The following is a 20,273-nucleotide window of genomic DNA, read 5'->3' on the forward strand; positions in this document are numbered from 1 at the left end:
GGGTGCGGGGGGTCGTCCCCCCGCAGGTGGAGGGAATGAGTGAAAAGCCCTGGGACGGGCTGAGGGTCTGTGTCGCCGGGCTGGGTGTGTCGGGGCGCGCGGCCGCTCGCGTGCTCGCGTCCCATGGCGCGCGCGTCACCGTCGTGGACGCCCGCGACGGCGACGAGCAGCGCGGGCACGCCGCCGACCTGGAGGCGCGCGGGGTCGCGGTGCGGCTCGGCGACGGGGAGTCCCTGCCCGCAGGGACCGACCTCGTGGTGACCTCGCCGGGCTGGAGCCCGGACGTGCCGCTCCTCGCCGCGGCCGCCGCCGCCGGAATCGAGATCATCGGTGAGGTCGAGCTGGCGTGGCGGCTCCGCCCGGAGAACGCCGCGCCGTGGCTGGCCATCACCGGGACGGACGGCAAGACCACCGTGGTCCGGATGCTGGCGTGCATGCTCACCGCCGCCGGGTACAAGGCCCTCGCGGTGGGGAACGTCGGCACGCCGACCGTGGAGGCGGTGAGCGAGCCGTACGACGTCCTCGCCGTGGAGCTGTCGAGCTATCAGCTGCACTGGTCGAACTCGCTCGCGCCCCATGCGTCGGCGGTGCTGAACGTCGCGCCCGACCATCTCGACTGGCACGGGTCCATGGACGCCTACGTCGCCGCCAAGGCCAAGATCTTCACGCCGGGGTGCGTCGCCGTCCACAACGCCGACGACGCGACGTCCACCGCCCTCGCCGAACAGGCCGAGGGCGTGGAGCGGCGGGTCGGCTTCACGCTCCGGGTGCCGCGTCCCGGCGAGCTCGGCGTCGTCGAGGAACTGCTGGTCGACCGCGCGTTCACCGAGCACGCGGGCCAGGCGGCAGAGCTGGCCGCGTTCGGCGACGTCCGCCCGTTCGCGCCGCACAACGTCGCGAACGCGCTGGCCGCGGCCGGTCTCGCCCGCGCGTTCGGGGCGCCGCCCGAGGCCGTCCGGGACGGCCTGCGCGCGTTCGTGCCCGAGCCGCACCGCATCCAGCACGTCGCGGACGTCGACGGCGTCGCCTACGTCAACGACTCCAAGGCGACCCAGCCGCACGCCGCCGCCGCGTCCCTCACCGCGTTCGAGCCCGTCGTGTGGATCGCGGGCGGCCTCCTCAAGGGCCTCGACGTCGACGACCTGGTCCGGTCCTGCGCCGGGCGGCTGCGCGGCGCCGTGCTGATCGGGCGCGACCGGCACCGCCTCGCCGAGGCACTCGCGCGACACGCGCCGGATGTCCCGGTCGTGGACGTGTCCGACACCGACACTGGGGCGATGGACCGCGTCGTCAACGAAGCCGCCTCCCTCGCCCGCCCCGGGGACACCGTGCTCCTCGCCCCCGTCGGGGCGTCCTTCGACATGTTCGCCAACTACCCGGCGCGCGGCGACGCGTTCATCGCCGCCGTCGAGCGCCTCGCCGCCGGGAGGCCCGGCACCGGGAACGCCGGGAACGCCGGGAACGCCGCCGCCGGGAACGCCGGGGAGTCGTGACCGCCGCGGCCGAGGAGGAGCGCGGGCGGCGTTCGGGGCCGCGGGAGCAGGTGGTCGCCGCGGTCGGGCTGCTCGACCGTCCCCTCACCTCCTACTACCTGGTGCTGGGCTGCTCGGTGATGCTGCTCGCACTCGGGCTGACGATGGTGCTGTCGGCGTCCAGCGTCAAGCAGCTCCAGGCGACCGGGTCCGCCTACACGCTGTTCCAGAAGCAGGCCATGTGGATGGCGATCGGGCTGCCCGGCATGTGGGTGGCTTCCCGCCTGCCGGTGAAGACGTTCCGGGCGCTCGCCTACCCGCTGCTGCTGCTGTCGATCGTCGCGCTGGCGATGGTGCTGGTCCCGGGGCTCGGGCGCAGCGCGGGCGGCGCCACCCGCTGGGTCGCGCTCGGGCCGGTGCAGATCCAGCCGTCCGAGCTCGCCAAGCTCGCGCTCGTGCTGTGGGGCGCCGACCTGCTGGCCCGCAAGGACCGGCTCGGCCAGCTCACCGAGTGGCGGCCGCTGCTCGTCCCGCTGATGCCGGGCGCGGGCCTGCTCGTCCTGCTGGTGATGCTGGGCAGCGACCTCGGCACGACGCTGGTGCTCCTGACCATCTTCCTGGCGCTGCTGTGGGTCGTCGGCGCCCCCGGACGGCTGTTCGTCGGCATCGCCGGGCTCGTGTGCCTGCTGGTGTCGATCCTCATCGTCGTCGAGCCGTACCGTATGCAGCGCCTCACCGGGTTCCTCGACCCGTCCGGGAACCAGCTCACCTCCAATTACCAGAGCACGCAGGGGCTGTTCGCGGTCGCGTCCGGCGGGCTGTTCGGCACGGGCCTCGGCGAGGGCCGCGCCAAATGGGACTACCTGCCCCACGCGGAGACCGACTTCATCTTCGCGATCGTGGGGGAGGAGTTCGGGCTCGTCGGTACCCTCGTCGTCCTCGGGCTGTTCGGCCTGCTCGCCTACGCGGGCCTGCGGATCGCCCGCCGCGTGCGCGACCCGTTCACCCGGCTCGCCGCCGCAGGCGCCACGGCGTGGCTCGTCGTGCAGGCCATCGTGAACATCGGCGCCGTCATCGGCGTCCTGCCCATCACCGGGATCCCGCTGCCTCTGGTGTCCTACGGCGGTTCGGCGCTCATCCCGAGCCTGTTCGCGCTCGGAATGCTGCTCGCGTTCGCGAAACGGGAGCCCGGTGCGCGGCAAGCACTCTCCGCACGGGGCCCCGGACCGGTCGTGAGGGCTCTAAGCTGGCTGGGTCTGGCACGGCGTTGAATTCCCCCTTCCGAACATGCTGAGGAGTTGTCAACGAGCATGAGGGTTGTCCTGGCCGGCGGCGGCACCGCCGGACACATCGAGCCCGCCCTGGCTCTCGCGGACGCGCTGCGCCGGGGTGACCCGAACGTAGGGATCGTCTGCCTCGGCACGGAACGGGGCCTGGAGACCCGGCTCGTCCCGCAGCGGGGCTACGAGCTCGCGCTGATCCCCCCGGTGCCGCTGCCGCGCACGCTGACCCCGCGGCTGCTGACGGTGCCCGGGCGGCTGCGCGGCGCGATCAACGCGGCGGCGGCCGTCCTCGACCAGGCGCGGGCCGACATCCTGGTCGGGTTCGGCGGCTACGTCGCCACCCCCGGCTACCTGGCCGCGCGCAAGCGCAAGGTCCCGATCATCGTCCACGAGGCCAACCCCAAGCCCGGGCTCGCCAACAAGCTCGGCGCCCGCTTCACCGAGCACGTCGCCGTCTCGCACGCCGACTCGCCGCTGCCGAACCCGACGTTCGTCGGCATCCCGCTGCGCCGCGAGATCGCCACGCTCGACCGGCTCGCGACCGGCGACAAGGCCCGCTCCTACTTCGGCCTCCTGCCCGACCTGCCCACCCTGCTGATCTTCGGCGGGTCGCAGGGCGCCCGGTCCCTGAACCAGGCCGCCGTCGCCGCCGCGCCGTACTTCCGGCAGGCGGGCATCCAGGTGCTGCACATCGTCGGGCCGAAGAACACCGAGGAGCCCGAGCCCGCGTCCGGCGGGCCGCAGTACGTCACGATCCCGTACTGTGACCGGATGGACCTCGCCTACGCCGCCGCCGACATGGCCATGTGCCGCGCGGGCGCGATGACGTGCGCGGAGCTCACCGCGGTCGCGCTGCCCGCGGTGTACGTGCCGCTCCCGATCGGGAACGGCGAGCAGCGGCTGAACGCCGAGCCGATCGTCGCGGCGGGCGGCGGGCTGCTGGTCGACAACGCCGAGCTGTCGCCCGACTGGATCGCGCGGCACCTGCTGCCGGTGCTGGCCGACCCGGCCCGCGTCGCGCACATGTCGGAGGCCGCCGGGAAGATGGGGCGCAGGGACGCCGACGTCGCGCTCGCGAAGATGGTGTACGACGTCGTCCACTCGGCGGGCGCCGGCCGATGAGCCCGAGCGATCCGCGCGGCGTCGTGTCCGCCGCCGACCTCGGCCGGGTCCACTTCATCGCGATCGGGGGCGCCGGGATGTCCGGCGTCGCCCGCATCATGCTGCGCCGCGGCCTCGCCGTGTCCGGCAGCGACGCGCGCGACTCCGAGCTGCTCGCCCAGCTCGGCGACCTCGGCGCGAAGGTCTTCGTCGGGCACGACGCCGCGCACGTCGGCGACGCCGACACCGTCGTCGTGTCCACCGCCATCCGGGAGACGAACCCGGAGCTGGTCGCCGCGCGCGAGCGGGGCCTGCGGGTCCTGCACCGCTCGGAGGCGCTGGCGGCGCTGATGGCCGGGCGGCGCGCCATCGCGGTGGCGGGCACCCACGGCAAGACGACGACGACCTCGATGCTGACCGTCGCGCTGCAGCACGCGGGCGCCGACCCGTCGTACTGCATCGGCGGGCAGCTCGTCACCACCGGCCTCGGCGCCGACGAGGGGACCGGCGAGGAGTTCGTCGCGGAGGCCGACGAGAGCGACGGCTCGTTCCTGCGCTACACCCCGCACATCGCCGTCGTGACGAACGTGGAGGCCGACCACATCGACAACTACGGCGCGTTCGAGAAGGTCAAGGAGAACTTCGCGGAGTTCACCGGACGCGTCGAGCCGGACGGGGCCCTCGTCGCCGGGGCCGACGACCCCGTCGCCCGCGAGCTGGCCGACGCCGCCCGCGAGCGCGGCCTGACCGTGGTCACCTACGGCGAGGCCGACGACGCCGACCTGCGCATCACCGGCTTCACCCCCCGGGGCCTCGGGTCCAGCTTCGCGATCGAGGGCCTCGGCGAGGTGCGCCTCGAGGTGCCCGGGCGGCACTACGCGCACAACGCCACCGCCGCCATCGCGGTCGCGCGGCTCCTCGGCCACGGCTTCGACGTCGTGCGGGAGGGGCTCGCGTCGTTCACCGGGTCGATGCGGCGGCTGGAGCGCAAGGGCGAGGCGGGCGGCGTCGAGGTGTTCGACAGCTACGCCCACCACCCGACCGAGCTGACCGCCGACCTGGAGGCCACCCGCGACTACCTCGACCAGAAGGGCGAGGGCGGGCGGATCGTCGCGGTGTTCCAGCCGCACCTGTACAGCCGCACCCGGTTCTTCGCCGCCGAGTTCGGCGCGGCGCTCGGCCGCGCCGACGTCGCCGTCGTCCTCGACGTGTACGGCTCGCGGGAGGACCCGGAGCCCGGCGTGACGGGCGCGCTGGTCGCCGACGCCGTCCCGGCCGCGACCCGGTCGGTGTACGTGCCCGTCCGGGACGAGGCGCCCGGCGTCGCGGCGTCCCTCGCCCGGCCCGGCGACGTCGTCCTCACCCTAGGCGCCGGGGACGTGACCCAGCTCGGCCCCCTCATCCTGGAACGCCTCGCGCGCCCCTGAGCGGAAAGCGGCGCCGGTGACACGCCGCAGCCCGCGGGATCGGCGGCGCGCGGGCCGATCACTGCCAAGCTGAGCGCATGACCGAGACGCGGACGAGCCGGCCCGCGGCAGCGGACGCGGGCCCGGCGGCAGAGCGGCGCGCCAGGCCGAACCGCTGGAAGGCCGTCTTCGTCGCCCTCCTGGTGCTCGGCGCGTTCGGCGCCGTGACCTGGGTGCTTCTCGGCTCGCGGCTGCTGGTCGTGCGGCACGTCGAGGTGACGGGCACCGCGCTGGCGCCCCCCGAGCGGGTCGTCGCCGCCGCCGGGATCGACCTCGGCACGCCGATGGCGCGGCTCGGGACCGGCGCGGTCGGCGACCGGGTCGAGCGGCTCAGGGAGGTCGAGTCCGCGGAGGTGGAGCGGCACTGGCCGGGGACGGTCCGCATCGTCGTCCGCGAGCGGGTGCCGATGGCCGTCTTCGAGCGCGGCGGGCGCTTCCACCGCATCGACCGGCACGGCGTCGTCGTCGCGGACGGCGACACCCGGCCGTCCGGGCTTCCTACGCTGGCGGTCGCCTCGCCGGGGCCGTCCGACAAGGCGACCCTCGCGGCGCTCACCGTCCTGTCCGACCTGCCGGATCGCATGCGCGGGAAGCTGACGGAGGTCGCGGCGACCGCGCCCGACGCGGTCACGCTCCACATGAACGGCGGGCAGACGGTGGAATGGGGCGCGCCAGAACGGGCAGAAGAGAAGATCCGGCTCCTGGACGCGCTGTGGCGCACGGCGGCGGGACGCTCCGTCCGCACCGTCGACGTCGGCTCGCCCGAGATCCTCAAGACGAAGTGACCGGGGATCCGGGCGATGTGAGCGGCCGTTCGGGTCCGGTGCGTGTGTCGCGGCGATTCCCGCCGTCCGATGGGGCACGCTGGAATGGTCGTCCCGGACCGGCCGGGTCGGCGGGCACCGACCGATGGGACTCCCGATGGGCGTGAACAGAGGCAGATGTCCTTCGTCAACCTGGACAAACGCGTGCCCAGTGCGACACGCCGGGAGGTTAGTTGACCCTGGCGGTAAGGCCGCCCTACTGTCCGTATCAGTCCTCAGGTTGACATAAGTGTAAGCCTCAAGTTGAGGGTGAGGGTTCGGAGTGGTCCGGTCACGGTGGCCGGGTCCGGTCCGGAGCCCGGCCCAGAAAAGCACACAGGTCAGGTAATACCGCGGCGGCACGGTCGGCAGACCGGTCAGGGCGGTCGGAGAGAGCGGAAAGGCCCCTCGTCGTGGCAGCACCGCAGAACTACCTCGCGGTCATCAAGGTCGTCGGCATCGGCGGCGGCGGCGTCAACGCCGTCAACCGGATGATCGAAGAGGGACTCAAGGGCGTCGAGTTCATCGCGATCAACACGGACGCCCAGGCGCTGCTGATGAGTGACGCCGACGTGAAACTCGACGTGGGCCGCGAGCTCACCCGGGGCCTCGGCGCCGGCGCCAACCCCGACGTCGGCCGCAAGGCCGCCGAAGACCACCGCGAGGAGATCGAAGAGGTCCTCAAGGGCGCCGACATGGTGTTCGTCACCGCCGGAGAGGGCGGCGGCACCGGCACCGGCGGCGCGCCCGTCGTCGCCAACATCGCGCGCTCGCTCGGCGCCCTCACCATCGGCGTGGTCACCCGCCCGTTCAGCTTCGAGGGCAAGCGCCGCGCCATGCAGGCCGAGGCCGGCATCGAGACGCTGCGCGACGAGGTCGACACCCTCATCGTCATCCCCAACGACCGGCTGCTGTCGATCTCCGACCGGCAGGTCAGCGTGCTGGACGCGTTCAAGGCCGCCGACCAGGTGCTCCTCTCCGGTGTCCAGGGCATCACCGACCTGATCACCACGCCGGGCCTCATCAACCTCGACTTCGCCGACGTCAAGTCCGTCATGTCCGGCGCCGGGTCGGCGCTGATGGGCATCGGCTCCGCGCGCGGCGACGACCGCTCGGTCGCGGCGGCCGAGATGGCGATCTCCAGCCCGCTGCTGGAGGCCAGCATCGACGGCGCCCACGGCGTGCTGCTGTCCATCTCCGGCGGCTCCGACCTCGGCCTGTTCGAGATCAACGAGGCGGCGCAGCTGGTGTCCAACGCCGCCGCGCCCGACGCCAACATCATCTTCGGCGCGGTCATCGACGACGCCCTCGGCGACGAGGTCCGGGTCACGGTGATCGCGGCCGGGTTCGACGAGGGGCGGCCCGCCAAGCCGACCCCGGAGCCGGAGACCAAGCGGCTGCCCCCGCCGCCGCGCCCCGCGCCGACGCCCGTGTCCACCCCGGCCACGCCGACCGCGCCGCAGGCCAACCCGATCCCGAGCCGCGTCGGCCGGTCCGACGCCGCGCACCAGCCCGCGCCGCGCCCGCAGCAGTCGGTCGCCCAGGCCGCCGCCGCGCCGCAGCCGGCGCAGTCCTCCGCGGGCGCGCCGCCGCAGCACGACCGCCCGCAGCCGTCCGCGCCGCAGCCGACCGCCCCGGCATCGGACGACCGCTCCGCCGGGCGCGACGAGCCCGCGCGCCAGGAGAACACCTCGCCCACGCAGACGGGCCCGCCCGCCGACCGCGACACCTCCGGCACCGAGGGCGGCGGCTCGCGCACGCCCGCGCCGCGCGCCGCGTCCGAGCAGAGCCCGTCGCGCGTGCACGCGGGCGAGAACGACGGCGGGCCCGCCTCCTCCGGGCAGCGCCGCCGCCCCGTCGTGTTCGACGAGGACGACGACCTCGACGTCCCCGACTTCCTGAAGTGATCACCGCCGTCGCCCTGGGCGACGGCGTCGGCGCCGCCTTCACCGGCCGCGCCGGCGGCGTGAGCACCGCCCCCCTCGACTCCCTCAACCTGGGCGGCGCGGTCGATGACGACCCCGCCGCCGTCCAGGAGAACCGGCGGCGCGCCGCCGCCGCGCTCGGCGTCGACCCCGCCCGCACCGTCTGGATGCGGCAGGTGCACCGCGCCGACGTCGCGTTCGTCACGTCCCCCGACCTCCCGGGCCCGGTCGACGCGATCGTCACGACCGTTCCCGGCCTCGCCCTCGGCGTCCTCGTCGCCGACTGCGCGCCCGTCCTGCTCGCCGACCCCGTCGCCGGGATCGTCGGCGCCGCCCACTCCGGCCGTCCCGGGACCGCCGCCGGGGTCGTCCCGGCCCTGCTGAAGTCGATGTGCGAGCGCGGCGCCGACCCGGCCAGGACGCTCGCGGCGATCGGCCCCGCCGCGTGCGGCCGCTGCTACGAGGTCCCCGCCGAGATGCGCGACGAGGTCGCCGCCGCCGTCCCCGCCGCGTACGCGACGACGTCGAAGGGCACCCCCGGCCTCGACATCCGCGCCGGGATCGCCGAACAGCTCGCCGAGGGCGGCGTCGCCGGCGTGCACGTCGACCCGCGCTGCACCATCGAGGACCCCGGCCTCTTCTCCTACCGCCGCGACGGCCGCACCGGCCGCTTCGCCGGATACGTCTGGCTCAAGGAAGACGCGTGACCAACGAGCAGCACCCGGCGGCCGCCGCGCGGCGCGCCGAGATCGCCGAGGGCATCGCCGCCGTCCGCGCCCGCATCGCCGCCGCCTGCGCCGCCGCCGGACGCGACGAGGACGAGCTCACCCTGATCGCCGTCACGAAGACGTTCCCCGCGTCCGACGTGCGGCTGCTGGCCGGGCTCGGCCTCACCGACGTCGGCGAGAACCGCGACCAGGAGGCGAGGCCGAAGGCCGCCGAATGCGCCGACCTCCCGCTCACCTGGCATTTCGTCGGGAGCGTGCAGACGAACAAGGCCCGCGCCGTCGCCCGCTACGCCGACGTCGTCCACTCGGTGGACCGGTCCAGGCTGGTGTCCGCGCTGTCGGACGCCGCCGCCCGTGCGGAGCGCACGCTGCGCTGCCTCGTCCAGGTCTCGCTCGACGAGGCGGAAGGGCGGGGCGGCGCGGCCCCGGGCGACGTGCCGCGGATCGCCGACGAGATCGCCGCCGCCTCCGGGCTGGAACTCGGCGGCGTGATGGCCGTCGCGCCGCTCGGCGCGGACCCGGCGCCCGCTTTCGCCCGCCTTGCCGGGATCGCAGCGGATGTGCGAGGGAACCATCCGGAGGCCCGGATCGTCTCTGCGGGTATGAGCGGCGATCTGGAACAGGCGATCGCGTGCGGCGCGACACACCTGCGGGTCGGTACGGCGTTGCTCGGCGGCCGACGGGCAATCGTCAGGTAATGTCCCCCCAGTGACGCCCGCCTTACGCGGGCGACACGAAGGATCAGTCCACACGGCGCCGGACGCGCCCGGAGCCGCTGCCACAGGACACGGAGGGGCGTATGGCCAGCGCGATGCGCAAGATGGCGGTCTACCTCGGCCTTGTGGAGGACGATCGCTACGACGACAAGTACGGCGACTACGACGAGTACGACGCCTACGACGAGGACACCGACACCGGGCAGGGCCGTCGTCGCGAGGACGAATCCGGCGGACAGCTTACCCGAGCCGAGGACGCCGCGGACCGCGAACGCGACCATCACGCCACGTCCACCATCGAGCGACGCTCCGTGGCGCTCTACGAGTCCGGTACCACCGACCTTGCGCGTATCACTACGCTGCACCCAAGGACCTACAACGAAGCGAGGACCATCGGGGAACACTTCAGGGAGGGCACCCCGGTCATCATGAACCTGACCGAGATGGTCGACAGTGACGCGAAACGTCTGGTCGACTTCGCGGCAGGTCTGGTGTTCGGCCTCCACGGGAGCATCGAGCGTGTTACCAACAAGGTGTTCCTGCTGTCGCCCGCCAACGTGGAGGTGACGGCTGAGGACAAGGCCCGGATGGCAGAACGTGGGTTCTTCAACCAGAGCTGAGAGTCACATGCGTGAGAGTGGGATGCGAGAGTACTCGTGAGCGTCGTCGGAACCGTGCTGCAGGCCATCCTGTACTTCTTCCTCCTGTTCCTGATCGGGAGGTTGATCCTGGAGGTCCTGCAGTCGTTCGCCCGGCAGTGGAAGCCCACCGGGGTGGTTCTGGTGATCGCCGAGGCGACGTACACCATCACCGATCCGCCGCTGAAATTCCTGAGGCGCTTCATCCCGCCCATACGACTGGGTAACGTGGCGCTGGACCTCAGCTTCACCGTGCTCATCCTTGTGGTCTGGGTCTTGATCATCTTCGTGCAGAGGCTCTGATCGGATACCGTCCTTTCGGACAGACTCCAAGCGCGCCAAGGAGACGAACATGCCGCTGACACCCGCCGACGTGCGGAACAAGCAGTTCAGTACCACCAGGCTGAGGCCGGGGTACGACGAGGAGGAGGTGGACGCCTTCCTCGACGAGGTCGAGGCCGAACTGGACCGCCTCATCCAGGAGAACGAGGAACTGCGGGCCAAGCTCGCCGAGTGCCTGCGCGGCAAGGTTCCCGCCATGGCCGCCCCCATCGTGGAGCCGAAGCCGGACGTCCAGAAGATCCCCGAGCCTCCCCGCCCCGAGCCGCAGCCGCAGCCCGAGCCGGAGCCCGTCCTCGGCGGCCTCGGCATGTCCTCCGCTCCCACCGGCGAGGACAACATGGACACCGCCGCGCGCGTGCTCGCGCTCGCGCAGCAGACCGCCGACCAGGCGATCGCCGACGCCCGCCGGGAGGCCGACGAGACGCTCGGCCGCGCCCGCCGCGAGGCCGAGGAGATCCTCGGCAAGGCCCGCCGGCAGGCCGACCAGATCGTCAGCGAGGCCCGCTCGCGCGCCGAGGCCCTCGACCGCGACGCCCAGGAGCGGCACCGCCAGGTCATGGGCTCGCTCGTGCAGCAGCGCGAGGAGCTCGAGCGCGAGGTCGACAACCTGCGCGCGTTCGAGCGCGAGTACCGCAGCCGCCTGAAGGTCTACCTGGAGGGGCAGCTGCGCGACCTGGAGGCCGGCAGCACCGAGACGGGCGCGTTCGCCGCCGTCCCGGGCGCGGCCCCGGCCCCGGCGCCGTCGCAGCAGACCGCTCCCCAGGCCGGACCGCAGAACGCCCTCCCGCACGGCGAGAACCGCAACGGCACCGCCGGCGGCTCCGCCCCCGCGGGCCCGTTCCCGACGCCCCCCGAGCACGCCCAGCAGGTGCAGCACTCCGCGACCGGCGCGTTCCACTCGGGCGGCGACAACCCGCCGCACGACAGGCGCTGACGCCGCACGCCGGGCGATAGTGTCTTCCCGATCGCCGCGCCGAGGACGGCAGTGCCGCCGTCCCGGCGGCGCGGGGAGTCCCGCGGTGGCGGGACCGGCGGGAAGCCGAGCGGTCTGAACGAGTGGGAGAGACCCTGTGATCATCCTGAGTGGCGTTCTCGTGGTGGTGGCGATCGCCCTGCTGGTAGCGGGGATCGTCGCCGGCAACGGCGACAGCGCCGAGGTCTTCAACCTTGAGGCCCTGACGGTGATCTACATCTCGATCGCCGTCAGCATCGTGTCCGCACTGTGCCTGGCCATCGGGGTGTTCCTGCGCCGCAAGGAGCTGTTCGGACCACCCGGAGCCGCGCCGGCACCCCCTCGCCAGAGCAGGCAGCCGAAGCAGGGCAAGCAGGGCAAGCGCCAGAAGGCGGCACCGCCGCCCATGCCGGCCGCGCCCGCCAGGGACGCCGGCCCCGAGGCGACGGCGCCGATGGGCCCGGCCGACGACGAGGCGACCTTTCCCACCCCGCAGGTGGACGTTCCCGGCGACGCGCTGGTCTTCGTCGTCCGCGGGCGCAAGCGCTACCACCTCGACACCTGCCGCCAGCTCGCCGGACGCGACACCGAGGAGCTCACCTACGCCGAGGCCAAGGAGGAGGGGTTCAGCCCCTGTACCGCCTGCATGCCCGACACCGCACTGGCGGCGCGCGCCGCGGCGTCGGGTACCGCGTCACCGGACGCGGGCAAGGCGGCGGGGGCGGCCGCTCCTCCACGGCCCGGCGCGGAACGCTCCGACGGCGGCCTTGCCGGGCTCGCCCAACCGGCACCGTCCAAGCCCTCGCAGCCCGCGTCCGCCCCTCACTCCGCACCGGCGCCGTTCGACAAGACCGCCGAGATCCCGCGGACGGACGAGCCCGCCGCCCGCGAGCCCGAGCCCCCGGCACCGGCGGGCCCGACCCTCACCGACATGCCGGTCACGGGCCCGTTCGCGCCCGAGCAGGCCCCCAAGCACGCGGAGAAGTCCGAGCCCCGCGGGCAGGAGCCGGACGACGCCTCCGCCGCCGACCGGGCCGCCGAGAGCGACCCCGTGCCGCTCGCCGCACCCGCGGAACCGCGCGGCGCCGTCGCCGAAGATCCGCTCGCGCCCCGCGCCGGAGGGCGCCGTTCCGAAGGGCGCCACGCCGAGGGGCGCCGTGCCGAAGAGCGCCCGACCGAGCCGCGGTCCGAGCCGTCCGCCGCACCGCCGGGGGACGAGTCCGCCGGCGAAGGCCCGCAGGTCCGCATCCTGAGCGGCACCAAGCGGTACCACCGCATGGACTGCGCCCTCATCGAGGACATCGGCGACGAGGCCGACGACCTGGAGTCGCTGCCCCGCGACGAGGCCAAGGCCCGGGGCTGCACGCCCTGCCTCGTCTGCCAGCCCGACCGCGAGCACGCCCGGGACTGAGCCCCCGCCGCTCGGTGATCGCGTCAGCGGTCGCGGCCCTTCTTGTCGATCGCCTTCGCGTCGACCGCCTTCCGCTTGACCGAGACGCCGCCGAACAGCAGCGTTCCCGTCAGCCGGATCACCGGCGCGTCCGGGTCGGTCGTGTCGTCCTCCGGCAGGTCGTTCCCGCCGAAGATCGCCGTGGTGGAGCCGGTGACCCGCACCCCCGGCGGCACCACGAGGTTCACGCCGCCGAACACGCAGGTGATGTTGACGGTCACCTCGCCCCGGCTGAGGACGGCCTGCCGGAAGTCCAGGTCGGCGCCGCCGAACACGCATGTGATGTTCGTCGTCGGCTCGGCCAGCCAGCGGCCCTTCCGCTCCACCCCGCTGAAGATCGCCACGAGGTTGGGCGACTGCGCCGGAGGCGGCGCCAGGGCCTGCTCGTTCTTGCGCAGCTCCACCCGGGGCCGCGGCGCCCGCTCCGACGGCAGGTCGCTGAGGACGGGCTCCAGCTCGGCGTAGGTCTTCGCCCTGTACACCAGGTCGATGCGCTCGGCGTGCTCCTCCGGCGTGATGCGTCCCTCCGCCAGGGCCTCGCGCAGGCGGTCGGCGACCTCGTCACGATCGGCGTCCGACGCCCGCATGCGCGCGGCCCGCGGCTCCGCGGGAACTCCGGCCTCGGAAGGCTTATCGGGAAGATTCACCCCTCAATCATCGCAGCGCCGGTCCAGGGGGACGACCCCTGGACCGGAACCCGGCGGCGAGTCCCTAGGTGCGGGCCTTGCGCAGGTAGTAGGTGAGACCGAGGTCCTCGTCGTGGGTGGCCTTGAGGTCGCTCGGGCGGCCTTCGGTGACCGTCGTGGCGAGGACCTCGGCGGCCACCTCGCCGGTGTGGGCGCGCAGCGCCTCGGCGAGGTCGGTGCCGGTGGCCTCCCACCACAGGTCGATGCGGTCGGTGACCTCCAGGCCCGCGGTCTTGCGGCCGTCCTGGACGAGCCGGACGGCCTCGCGGACCAGGCCCGCGCGGCGCAGCTCGGGCGTGACGGTGAGGTCCAGCGCGACGGTCTCCCCGGCGGCGCTCTCCACCGCCCAGCCGCTGCGCGGGCGCTCGGTGACGATCACGTCGTCCGGGGAGAGCGGGACCGTGCCGAGGTCGGCGGCCTCGACCTCGGCGGTGCCTGCGCGGAGCGCGTGGACGAGCGCCGAGGGCTCGGCGGACGTGATGGCCTTGGCGACCTTCGGGGTGTCCTTGGCGTAGCGCTTGCCGAGCTCGCGGAAGTTGGGCTTCACCTCGTACTCGACCAGATCGCCGCCGATGGACGACAGCTCCTCGAACCCGAGGACGTTCAGCTCCTCGGAGATCTGCGCGCGGAGCTGCTCGGGCAGCGCGGACCATCCGGCGGCGCCGACCAGGGCGCGGCCGAGCGGCTGGCGGGTCCGGACGCTGCTGGCGGCGCGCGCGGAGCGGCCCAGCTCGACCAGCCGGCGGACGAGCGCCATCTGCGCGGTGAGGGTGTCGTCGAGGAGGTCCTCGTCGACGGCCGGCCAGGCGGCGAGGTGCACCGACTCGGGGCCGTCGCCCGGGCGGATGACGTCCCACACGTGGTCGGTGATGAACGGGACCATCGGCGCCATCAGCCGGGTGAGGGTCTCCAGGCACTCGTAGAGGGTGGCGAAGGCGGACGAGCCGTCCGGGGTCTCCGGGCCCTCCCAGAAGCGGCGGCGGGACCGGCGCACGTACCAGTTGGACAGGTCGTCGACGAACTGCGCGAGGACGCGTCCGGCGCGGGCGGTGTCGTACTCCTCCAGCGCGGCGTCGACCTCGCCGACGGTGCGCTGCAGCTCGGCGAGGGCCCAGCGGTCCAGGAGGGGCCGGTCGGCCGGGGCGGGCGCCTCGGCGCGCCGGCCGGGCGTCCAGGCGCGGCCCTGCTCCTTGGCCGCGTTCGAGTACAGGACGAAGAACGACGCCGTGTGCCAGTAGGTGAGCAGGACTTTCCGGACGATCTCCTCCAGGGCGCCGTGCCCGACGCGGCGGGACGCCCAGGGCAGCCCGTTGGCGGCCATGAACCAGCGCAGCGCGTCGGCGCCGTGCTCGTCCATCAGCGGGATGGGCCGCAGGACGTTGCCGAGGTGCTTGCTCATCTTGCGGCCGTCCTCGGCGAGGATCAGCCCGAGGCACACGACGTTCTCGTAGGACGACCTGTCGAACACGAGCGTCCCGACGGCCATGAGGGAGTAGAACCAGCCGCGGGTCTGGTCCTGGGCCTCGCAGATGTACTGCGCGGGGTAGGAGTCCTCGAAGACTTCGTTGTTGCGGTGGGGGGCGCCCCACTGCGCGAACGGCATCGAGCCCGAGTCGTACCAGGCGTCGATGACGTCCGGGACGCGGCGCGCTTCCGTCCCGCACTGCGGGCAGGGGAACGTGACGTCGTCGACGTAGGGGCGGTGCGGGTCGAGCCCTGACATGTCCTTGCCCGCGAGCTCGCCCAGTTCCTTGAGGGAGCCGACGCAGGTGATGTGGTCCTCGTTGTCTGCGCAGACCCACAGGGGGAGGGGCGTGCCCCAGTAGCGGCTGCGGGACAGCGACCAGTCGACGTTGTTGCGCAGCCACTCCCCGTACCGGCCGTGCTTGACCGTCTCGGGGTACCAGTTGGTGTTCTCGTTCTCCTCCAGCAGCCGGTCCTTGATCTGGGTGGTCCGGATGTACCAGGCGGGCAGCGCGTAGTAGAGCAGCGGCGTGTGGCAGCGCCAGCAGTGCGGGTAGCTGTGCTCGAAGTGCCCGCCGCGGAACAGCAGCCCGCGCGCGCGCAGGTCGTCGGTGAGCGGCTCGTCGGCGTCCTTGAAGAACTTGTTGCCGACCATCGGGACCTCGCGCAGGAAGCGCCCGTCCGGGCCGATGGGGTTGACGATCGGCATGCCGTAGCGCTTGCAGACGGCCATGTCGTCACCGCCGAACGCGGGCGCCTGGTGGACGAGCCCCGTGCCGTCCTCGACGGTGACGTAGTCGCCCAGGACGACGTAGTGCGCGTCCGGGATGTCGACCAGGTCGAACGGCCGCCGGTAGGTGGTGCGTTCGAGGTCGGTGCCCTGGTAGGTGGCGAGCCGCTCGGCGTCGTCACCGAGCACCTGCGCGAGGAGCGGCTCGGCCACGACGAGGACCTCGTCGGAGCCCGCCGGGCGGGCCGCGACGTAGGTGACGTCGGGGTGGACGGCCACGGCGGTGTTGGAGACGAGCGTCCAGGGCGTCGTCGTCCAGATCAGCAGCGCGGCGTCCAGGTCGGCGAGCGGGCCGGACGTGACCGGCATCCGCACGTACACCGACGGGCTGGTGACCTCCTCGTACCCGCCGGGCTGCCCCAGCTCGTGGTCGGACAGGCCCGTCCCGCAGCGCGGGCAGTACGGCGTGATGCGGAAGTCGCGGAACAGCAGGCCCTTGTCGAACACCTGCTTCAGGGACCACCAGACGGCCTCGACGTACTCGGGGTCCATCGTCCGGTACGCCTGGTCGGTGTTGACCCAGTAACCCATGCGCTCGGTCATTTCCTCGAACGCGTCCACATGGCGCAGGACCGACTCACGGCAGCGGTCGTTGAACTCCGCGACGCCGTACTCCTCGATGTCCTTCTTGCCGGTGAGCCCGAGCTCCTTCTCCACGGCCACCTCGACGGGCAGCCCGTGGCAGTCCCAGCCGGCCTTCCGCGGGACGTGGAAGCCCTTCATCGTCTTGAAGCGCGGGAAGACGTCCTTGAACACGCGCGCCTCGACGTGGTGGACGCCCGGCATGCCGTTCGCCGTCGGCGGGCCCTCGTAGAACACCCACCGGGGACCGGACGCGGTCTGCTCCAGCGACCGCTCGAAAACCTTGCTCTCCTGCCAGCGGCGCAGCATGTCCCGCTCGAGGGCGGGCAGATCGACCTGCGCGGGCAGGGGCCGAAAACCTCGGCTCACGGCGGACCTCCGGAAACGACGTGTGGCGTGGACGACGTTGACCGGAGGGACGAGGCGGCTGCCCCGCGGTACCACCCTCCTTGACCGCGCCGCGAGGGCACGGTCCGCTTCGTTCGAGTCTCGGCGACCGGTTCTACTTGGCCCGCGGACGGACGTCCGGGACGGTTCTTCCGGCGGCTCCGGGGTGATCAGACCGCCGCGCTCGCCCCCGGGCTCGCACCGTCCCCGGGTCGCTCATCGCTGCGTACGGCGGCAGGTGTCCCCATCAGCGCCTGCCGATGTGACTGCTCATCCCGACTTTAACGCACGCGGGCCGCGCCCTCTTCCCGATTTCGCGCCGTCCGGGCCCCGGCGGGCGGCGTGCCGTTCCTTTGCGATCTCGTGCGCGGGGCTGGGGTTTCCGGGCGATCGGCGACCGGGCATAAGCGGTCGGTAACCCAGCCCAGGCTGTTTGCCGCGCCCGAGAAAGGGGACTTATGCTGCCCGCACTGCCCGTCGAGGCGATCAGCGCGAGGGGGGCCGACATGGCCGGCGCGAAGAAGGCCGCACGACCCGTTCAGGAGCCGCCCGCTGGAAAGACGACGCGGGGGACGAGGCCGGCGGCGGCGAAGAAGCCCGCCGCCAAGAGCCCGGCGACCAAGCCCGCGGCGCCCGCGAGGCGCGGTCAGGGGAAGGCGGCGAAGCCCGGGACGCCCGCGGGGCGGGGCCCGGCGACGGCGGCGGAGCTGCCGGTCCGCGAGGGCGAGCACCAGTGGACGGCCGCCGAGCTCGCCGAGGTCAGGGCCGGGCTGCAGGAGCAGATCCAGGCGCTGCGGACGGAGATCGCGGCGTCCGCGAGCCAGATCGCGGAGGGCGACTCCAGCGACGGCGCCGGTGACGACCAGGCCGACGCGGGCGCCAAGACCTACGAGCGCGAGCACGAGCTGGCGCTGTCCTACAATTCACAGGACCTGCTCGCCCAGATCGAGCGGGCCGTCCAGCGGATGGACACAGGCACATACGGGATCTGCGAGTCGTGCACGCTGCCGATCGGCAAGGCGCGCCTCCAGGTCTTCCCGCGTGCGACCCTGTGTGTGACATGCAAACAACGCGAGGAACGTCGCTGACCGACTCAACGAACCCAGAGGGCGGGGCCGAGGAATCCACGGGATCTCCTCGGCCGCGCCGCGTCGGCGTGCTGGTCGCCGTGGCGCTGACCGCGCTCACCGCCGACATCGTGTCCAAGATCATCGTGGTGGCGACGCTCAAGGACGAGGAGCCGATCCGGCTGCTCGGCGGCCTGCTGACCCTGCGCGAGACCCGCAACAGCGGCGCCGCGTTCTCGATCGGCACCGGCTACACGATCGTCTTCACCCTGATCGCCTGCGGCGTGGTCGTCGCGATCCTGCGCACCGCCCGCAACCTGCGGAGCGTCCCCTGGGCGATCTGCCTGGGGCTGCTGCTCGGCGGCGCGGTCGGCAACCTCATCGACCGGATCCTGCGCGAGCCCGCGCCGCTGAAGGGCCATGTCGTCGACTGGATCCAGGTGCCGAACTTCCCGGTGTTCAACGTCGCCGACTCGGCGATCGTCTGCGGGGGCGTCCTGGCGGTCCTGCTGGCGGCGCGCGGCCTCCAGGTCGACGGGACGCGCCTCACCGGCAAGGACGACCCCGCGCCGGAACCGAAACCGGAGCCGGAGCCCGGTCCCAGGGCCGGATCCGAGCCGGAGCCCGAGCTCAAGCCCGAACCCGAGACGGGGGAGGCTCCGGCCTCCGAGGAGAAGTCGTGACGGGGGACGTGCGGAGCCTCCACGTCCCCGACGGCCTCGAAGGCGAGCGGGTCGACGCGGCGCTGGCGCGGCTGTTCGGCCTCTCGCGGGGCAGCGCCGCCGACATCATCGCCGCCGGCGACGTCCTGCTCGACGGCGCCGCGGTGGCGACCAAGTCCGAGCGGCTGCACGCCGGCGCCTGGCTTGAGGTGACGCTTCCGCCGCCGCCCGCACCGCCCGCGCCGGTCGCCGAGCCGGTCCCCGGGATGGCCGTCCTGTACGAGGACGACGACATCGTCGTGGTGAACAAGCCGATCGGTGTCGCCGCCCACCCCACGACCGGCTGGACGGGCCCGACCGTCCTCGGCGGGCTGCTCGGGGCCGGGCACACGATCGCGACCAGCGGCGCGGCCGAGCGGCAGGGCATCGTGCACCGGCTGGACGCCAACACCACCGGCGCGATGGTCGTGGCCAAGAGCGAGTCCGCGTACTCGCGTCTCAAGCGCGCGTTCAAGGAACGCCGCGTCGACAAGCGCTACCAGGCGCTCGTGCAGGGCCACCCCGACCCGTTCCGCGGGACGGTCGACGCGCCCATCGACCGGCACCCGTCCGGCGACGGCCGGTTCGCGGTCGTGGCGGGCGGCAGGCCGTCGGTGACGCACTACGACACCGTCGAGGCGTTCCGCGCGGCGACGCTGCTCGACATCGACCTGGAGACGGGCCGCACCCACCAGATCCGGGTGCACATGGCGGCGATCCGCCATCCGTGCGTCGGCGACCTGCTGTACGGCGCCGATCCGACGCTGGCGGCGCGCCTCGGGCTGCGGCGGCAGTGGCTGCACGCCGTCCGGCTCGGGTTCGAGCACCCGGCCACCGGCGAGTACGTGCGGTTCGAGAGCCCCTACCCGGACGACCTCGCCGCGGCCCTGGAGAGCGTCCAGGCGGAGTCGTAGCCGGTCAGTCGTGGGCGGTCAGAGGCCGAGCAGGCGCAGCCCGGCGGCGACGCCCGCGGCGGCGACCAGCACCACGAGGAACGGCGCGCGCAGCAGGAGCGCGACGACGGCCGCGCCCAGGCCCGCCATGCGGGCGGCGTCGAACTCCAGCGCCTTGCCGTCGGCGAGCGCCTGGACGGCGATCAGCGCGGTCAGCAGCGCCACCGGGACGAGCTCGGTGAACCGGCGCACCCGCGGGTCGTCCAGGACCCGCTGCGGGGTGACGAGCCCGCCGAGCTTCAGCGCGTAGCAGCCGAGCCCGGTGGCGATCACCGCGATCCACACGTTCACGGCGTCCCGGTCCTCCTGATCAGGGCGGGCAGGGCGGCGACGGCGGCGAGCATGACCGGCACGCCGGGCGGCAGCAGCGGCGTCGCCGCGAGCGCGATCGCCGCCGCGAGCAGCGCGACCCGCACCTCGCTCCGCCCGGCGGTCAAGCGCGGCCACAGCAGCGCCAGGAACGCCGCGGGGCCGAGGACGTCGAGCCCGATGACCTCGGGATCGCCCAGCCGGGCCGCCCCGGCGGCGCCCACCAGCGTGGTGGCGTTCCAGGTCAGGTAGAGGCTGATCGCGGTGGTGTAGAAGCCCGCGCGGGCCGCCGCCCGCCCCTGCTGCGCGGTGGCGACGGCGGTGGTCTCGTCGATGACGGCGTGCGCCGTGAGGAGGCGCCGCCAGCCCCGCACGCCCAGCGTGTGCGCGAGCCGCATCCCGTACAGGGCGTTGCGCCCGCCGAGCAGCACCGCGCCCAGCGACCCGGCGACCAGCCC

At 73.5% G+C, this 20,273-nt stretch carries 19 protein-coding genes; 15 read left to right on the top strand and 4 right to left on the bottom strand.

The annotated features are described in order from the left end of the window. Positions 1 to 35: 35 nt before the first annotated feature. From murD to E1264_RS23690, 12 genes are all read left to right on the top strand, one after another. Complete coding sequence (gene murD / locus E1264_RS23635) at positions 36 to 1,493, top strand: UDP-N-acetylmuramoyl-L-alanine--D-glutamate ligase (protein ID WP_132177071.1); 1,458 nt, start codon at positions 36 to 38, stop codon at positions 1,491 to 1,493. Between the two features lie 50 nt (positions 1,494 to 1,543). Then, a complete protein-coding gene (gene ftsW, locus E1264_RS23640) occupies positions 1,544 to 2,743 on the top strand; it encodes a putative lipid II flippase FtsW (protein WP_243711129.1) in 1,200 nt (399 codons plus the stop codon). A gap of 39 nt (positions 2,744 to 2,782) precedes the next feature. Continuing rightward, entirely contained in the window at positions 2,783 to 3,877 is a 1,095-nt protein-coding gene (murG, locus tag E1264_RS23645) for an undecaprenyldiphospho-muramoylpentapeptide beta-N-acetylglucosaminyltransferase (protein WP_132177075.1), read from the top strand. Beyond that, entirely contained in the window at positions 3,874 to 5,283 is a 1,410-nt protein-coding gene (gene murC / locus E1264_RS23650) for a UDP-N-acetylmuramate--L-alanine ligase (RefSeq protein ID WP_132177077.1), read from the top strand. The genes murG and murC overlap by 4 nt, the downstream gene beginning before the upstream one ends. A 77-nt stretch (positions 5,284 to 5,360) precedes the next feature. Then, entirely contained in the window at positions 5,361 to 6,107 is a 747-nt protein-coding gene (locus E1264_RS23655) for an FtsQ-type POTRA domain-containing protein (protein ID WP_132177079.1), read from the top strand. Positions 6,108 to 6,538: 431 nt separating this feature from the next. Then, positions 6,539 to 8,032, top strand: a complete 1,494-nt coding sequence (gene ftsZ / locus E1264_RS23660; RefSeq protein ID WP_132177081.1) for a cell division protein FtsZ — start codon at positions 6,539 to 6,541, stop codon at positions 8,030 to 8,032. Further along, a complete protein-coding gene (gene pgeF / locus E1264_RS23665; RefSeq protein ID WP_132177083.1) occupies positions 8,029 to 8,757 on the top strand; it encodes a peptidoglycan editing factor PgeF in 729 nt (242 codons plus the stop codon). Before ftsZ ends, pgeF begins: the two co-directional genes overlap by 4 nt. Further along, positions 8,754 to 9,476, top strand: a complete 723-nt coding sequence (locus E1264_RS23670; protein ID WP_132177085.1) for a YggS family pyridoxal phosphate-dependent enzyme — start codon at positions 8,754 to 8,756, stop codon at positions 9,474 to 9,476. The genes pgeF and E1264_RS23670 overlap by 4 nt, the downstream gene beginning before the upstream one ends. Positions 9,477 to 9,577: 101 nt before the next feature. Continuing rightward, on the top strand, positions 9,578 to 10,114 hold the full coding sequence (sepF, locus tag E1264_RS23675) for a cell division protein SepF (protein WP_132177087.1): 537 nt from the start codon (positions 9,578 to 9,580) through the stop codon (positions 10,112 to 10,114). Between the two features lie 36 nt (positions 10,115 to 10,150). After that, positions 10,151 to 10,435, top strand: a complete 285-nt coding sequence (locus tag E1264_RS23680; protein WP_132177089.1) for a YggT family protein — start codon at positions 10,151 to 10,153, stop codon at positions 10,433 to 10,435. 49 nt (positions 10,436 to 10,484) lie between these two features. Further along, on the top strand, positions 10,485 to 11,408 hold the full coding sequence (locus E1264_RS23685; RefSeq protein ID WP_132177091.1) for a DivIVA domain-containing protein: 924 nt from the start codon (positions 10,485 to 10,487) through the stop codon (positions 11,406 to 11,408). A 136-nt stretch (positions 11,409 to 11,544) separates the two neighbouring features. Further along, positions 11,545 to 12,837 (top strand): hypothetical protein, encoded by a 1,293-nt coding sequence (locus E1264_RS23690; protein WP_132177093.1) that lies wholly within the window; start codon positions 11,545 to 11,547, stop codon positions 12,835 to 12,837. A 23-nt stretch (positions 12,838 to 12,860) separates the two neighbouring features. Here E1264_RS23690 and E1264_RS23695 read toward each other — a convergent pair whose 3' ends face one another. Both E1264_RS23695 and ileS read right to left on the bottom strand, forming a co-directional pair. Further along, the gene (locus E1264_RS23695; RefSeq protein WP_347813419.1) at positions 12,861 to 13,523 is read right to left on the bottom strand and encodes a DUF1707 domain-containing protein; all 663 of its coding nucleotides are present in this window, start codon (positions 13,521 to 13,523) and stop codon (positions 12,861 to 12,863) included. Between the two features lie 64 nt (positions 13,524 to 13,587). Then, the gene (gene ileS / locus E1264_RS23700) at positions 13,588 to 16,767 is read right to left on the bottom strand and encodes an isoleucine--tRNA ligase (protein ID WP_132177095.1); all 3,180 of its coding nucleotides are present in this window, start codon (positions 16,765 to 16,767) and stop codon (positions 13,588 to 13,590) included. Between the two features lie 725 nt (positions 16,768 to 17,492). Between ileS and E1264_RS45430 the strand changes: the two genes are divergently transcribed. The 3 genes from E1264_RS45430 to E1264_RS23715 all read left to right on the top strand — a co-directional run bounded on the left by E1264_RS45430 (position 17,493) and on the right by E1264_RS23715 (position 19,467). After that, positions 17,493 to 17,873, top strand: a complete 381-nt coding sequence (locus tag E1264_RS45430) for a TraR/DksA family transcriptional regulator (protein ID WP_243711130.1) — start codon at positions 17,493 to 17,495, stop codon at positions 17,871 to 17,873. A gap of 68 nt (positions 17,874 to 17,941) precedes the next feature. Continuing rightward, positions 17,942 to 18,535 carry a signal peptidase II gene (lspA, locus tag E1264_RS23710; protein WP_243711128.1) on the top strand — a complete coding sequence of 198 codons (594 nt, stop codon included), beginning with the start codon at positions 17,942 to 17,944 and terminating at the stop codon, positions 18,533 to 18,535. Next, positions 18,532 to 19,467, top strand: a complete 936-nt coding sequence (locus tag E1264_RS23715) for an RluA family pseudouridine synthase (RefSeq protein ID WP_132177101.1) — start codon at positions 18,532 to 18,534, stop codon at positions 19,465 to 19,467. Before lspA ends, E1264_RS23715 begins: the two co-directional genes overlap by 4 nt. Positions 19,468 to 19,485: 18 nt before the next feature. On the opposite strand, the gene E1264_RS23720 is transcribed toward E1264_RS23715, so the two are convergent. Both E1264_RS23720 and E1264_RS23725 read right to left on the bottom strand, forming a co-directional pair. Further along, positions 19,486 to 19,797, bottom strand: coding sequence for an AzlD domain-containing protein (locus E1264_RS23720; protein WP_132177103.1), 312 nt, complete (start codon positions 19,795 to 19,797; stop codon positions 19,486 to 19,488). Continuing rightward, positions 19,794 to 20,273, bottom strand: a 480-nt coding sequence (locus E1264_RS23725) for an AzlC family ABC transporter permease (RefSeq protein WP_207936107.1), incomplete at its 5' end; no start/stop codon positions are given. The genes E1264_RS23720 and E1264_RS23725, both read right to left, overlap by 4 nt.

It is taken from the genome of Actinomadura sp. KC216 (genome assembly GCF_004348535.1).
Classification (GTDB): domain Bacteria; phylum Actinomycetota; class Actinomycetes; order Streptosporangiales; family Streptosporangiaceae; genus Spirillospora.

Excerpts from the sequence above, each read along its gene's own strand:
- murD (WP_132177071.1), top strand. The coding sequence starts at position 36 with ATGAGTGAAAAGCCCTGGGACGGGCTGAGGGTCTGTGTCGCCGGGCTG.
- murG (WP_132177075.1), top strand. The coding sequence starts at position 2,783 with ATGAGGGTTGTCCTGGCCGGCGGCGGCACCGCCGGACACATCGAGCCC.
- murC (WP_132177077.1), top strand. The coding sequence starts at position 3,874 with ATGAGCCCGAGCGATCCGCGCGGCGTCGTGTCCGCCGCCGACCTCGGC.
- E1264_RS23655 (WP_132177079.1), top strand. The coding sequence starts at position 5,361 with ATGACCGAGACGCGGACGAGCCGGCCCGCGGCAGCGGACGCGGGCCCG.
- sepF (WP_132177087.1), top strand. The coding sequence starts at position 9,578 with ATGGCCAGCGCGATGCGCAAGATGGCGGTCTACCTCGGCCTTGTGGAG.
- E1264_RS23685 (WP_132177091.1), top strand. The coding sequence starts at position 10,485 with ATGCCGCTGACACCCGCCGACGTGCGGAACAAGCAGTTCAGTACCACC.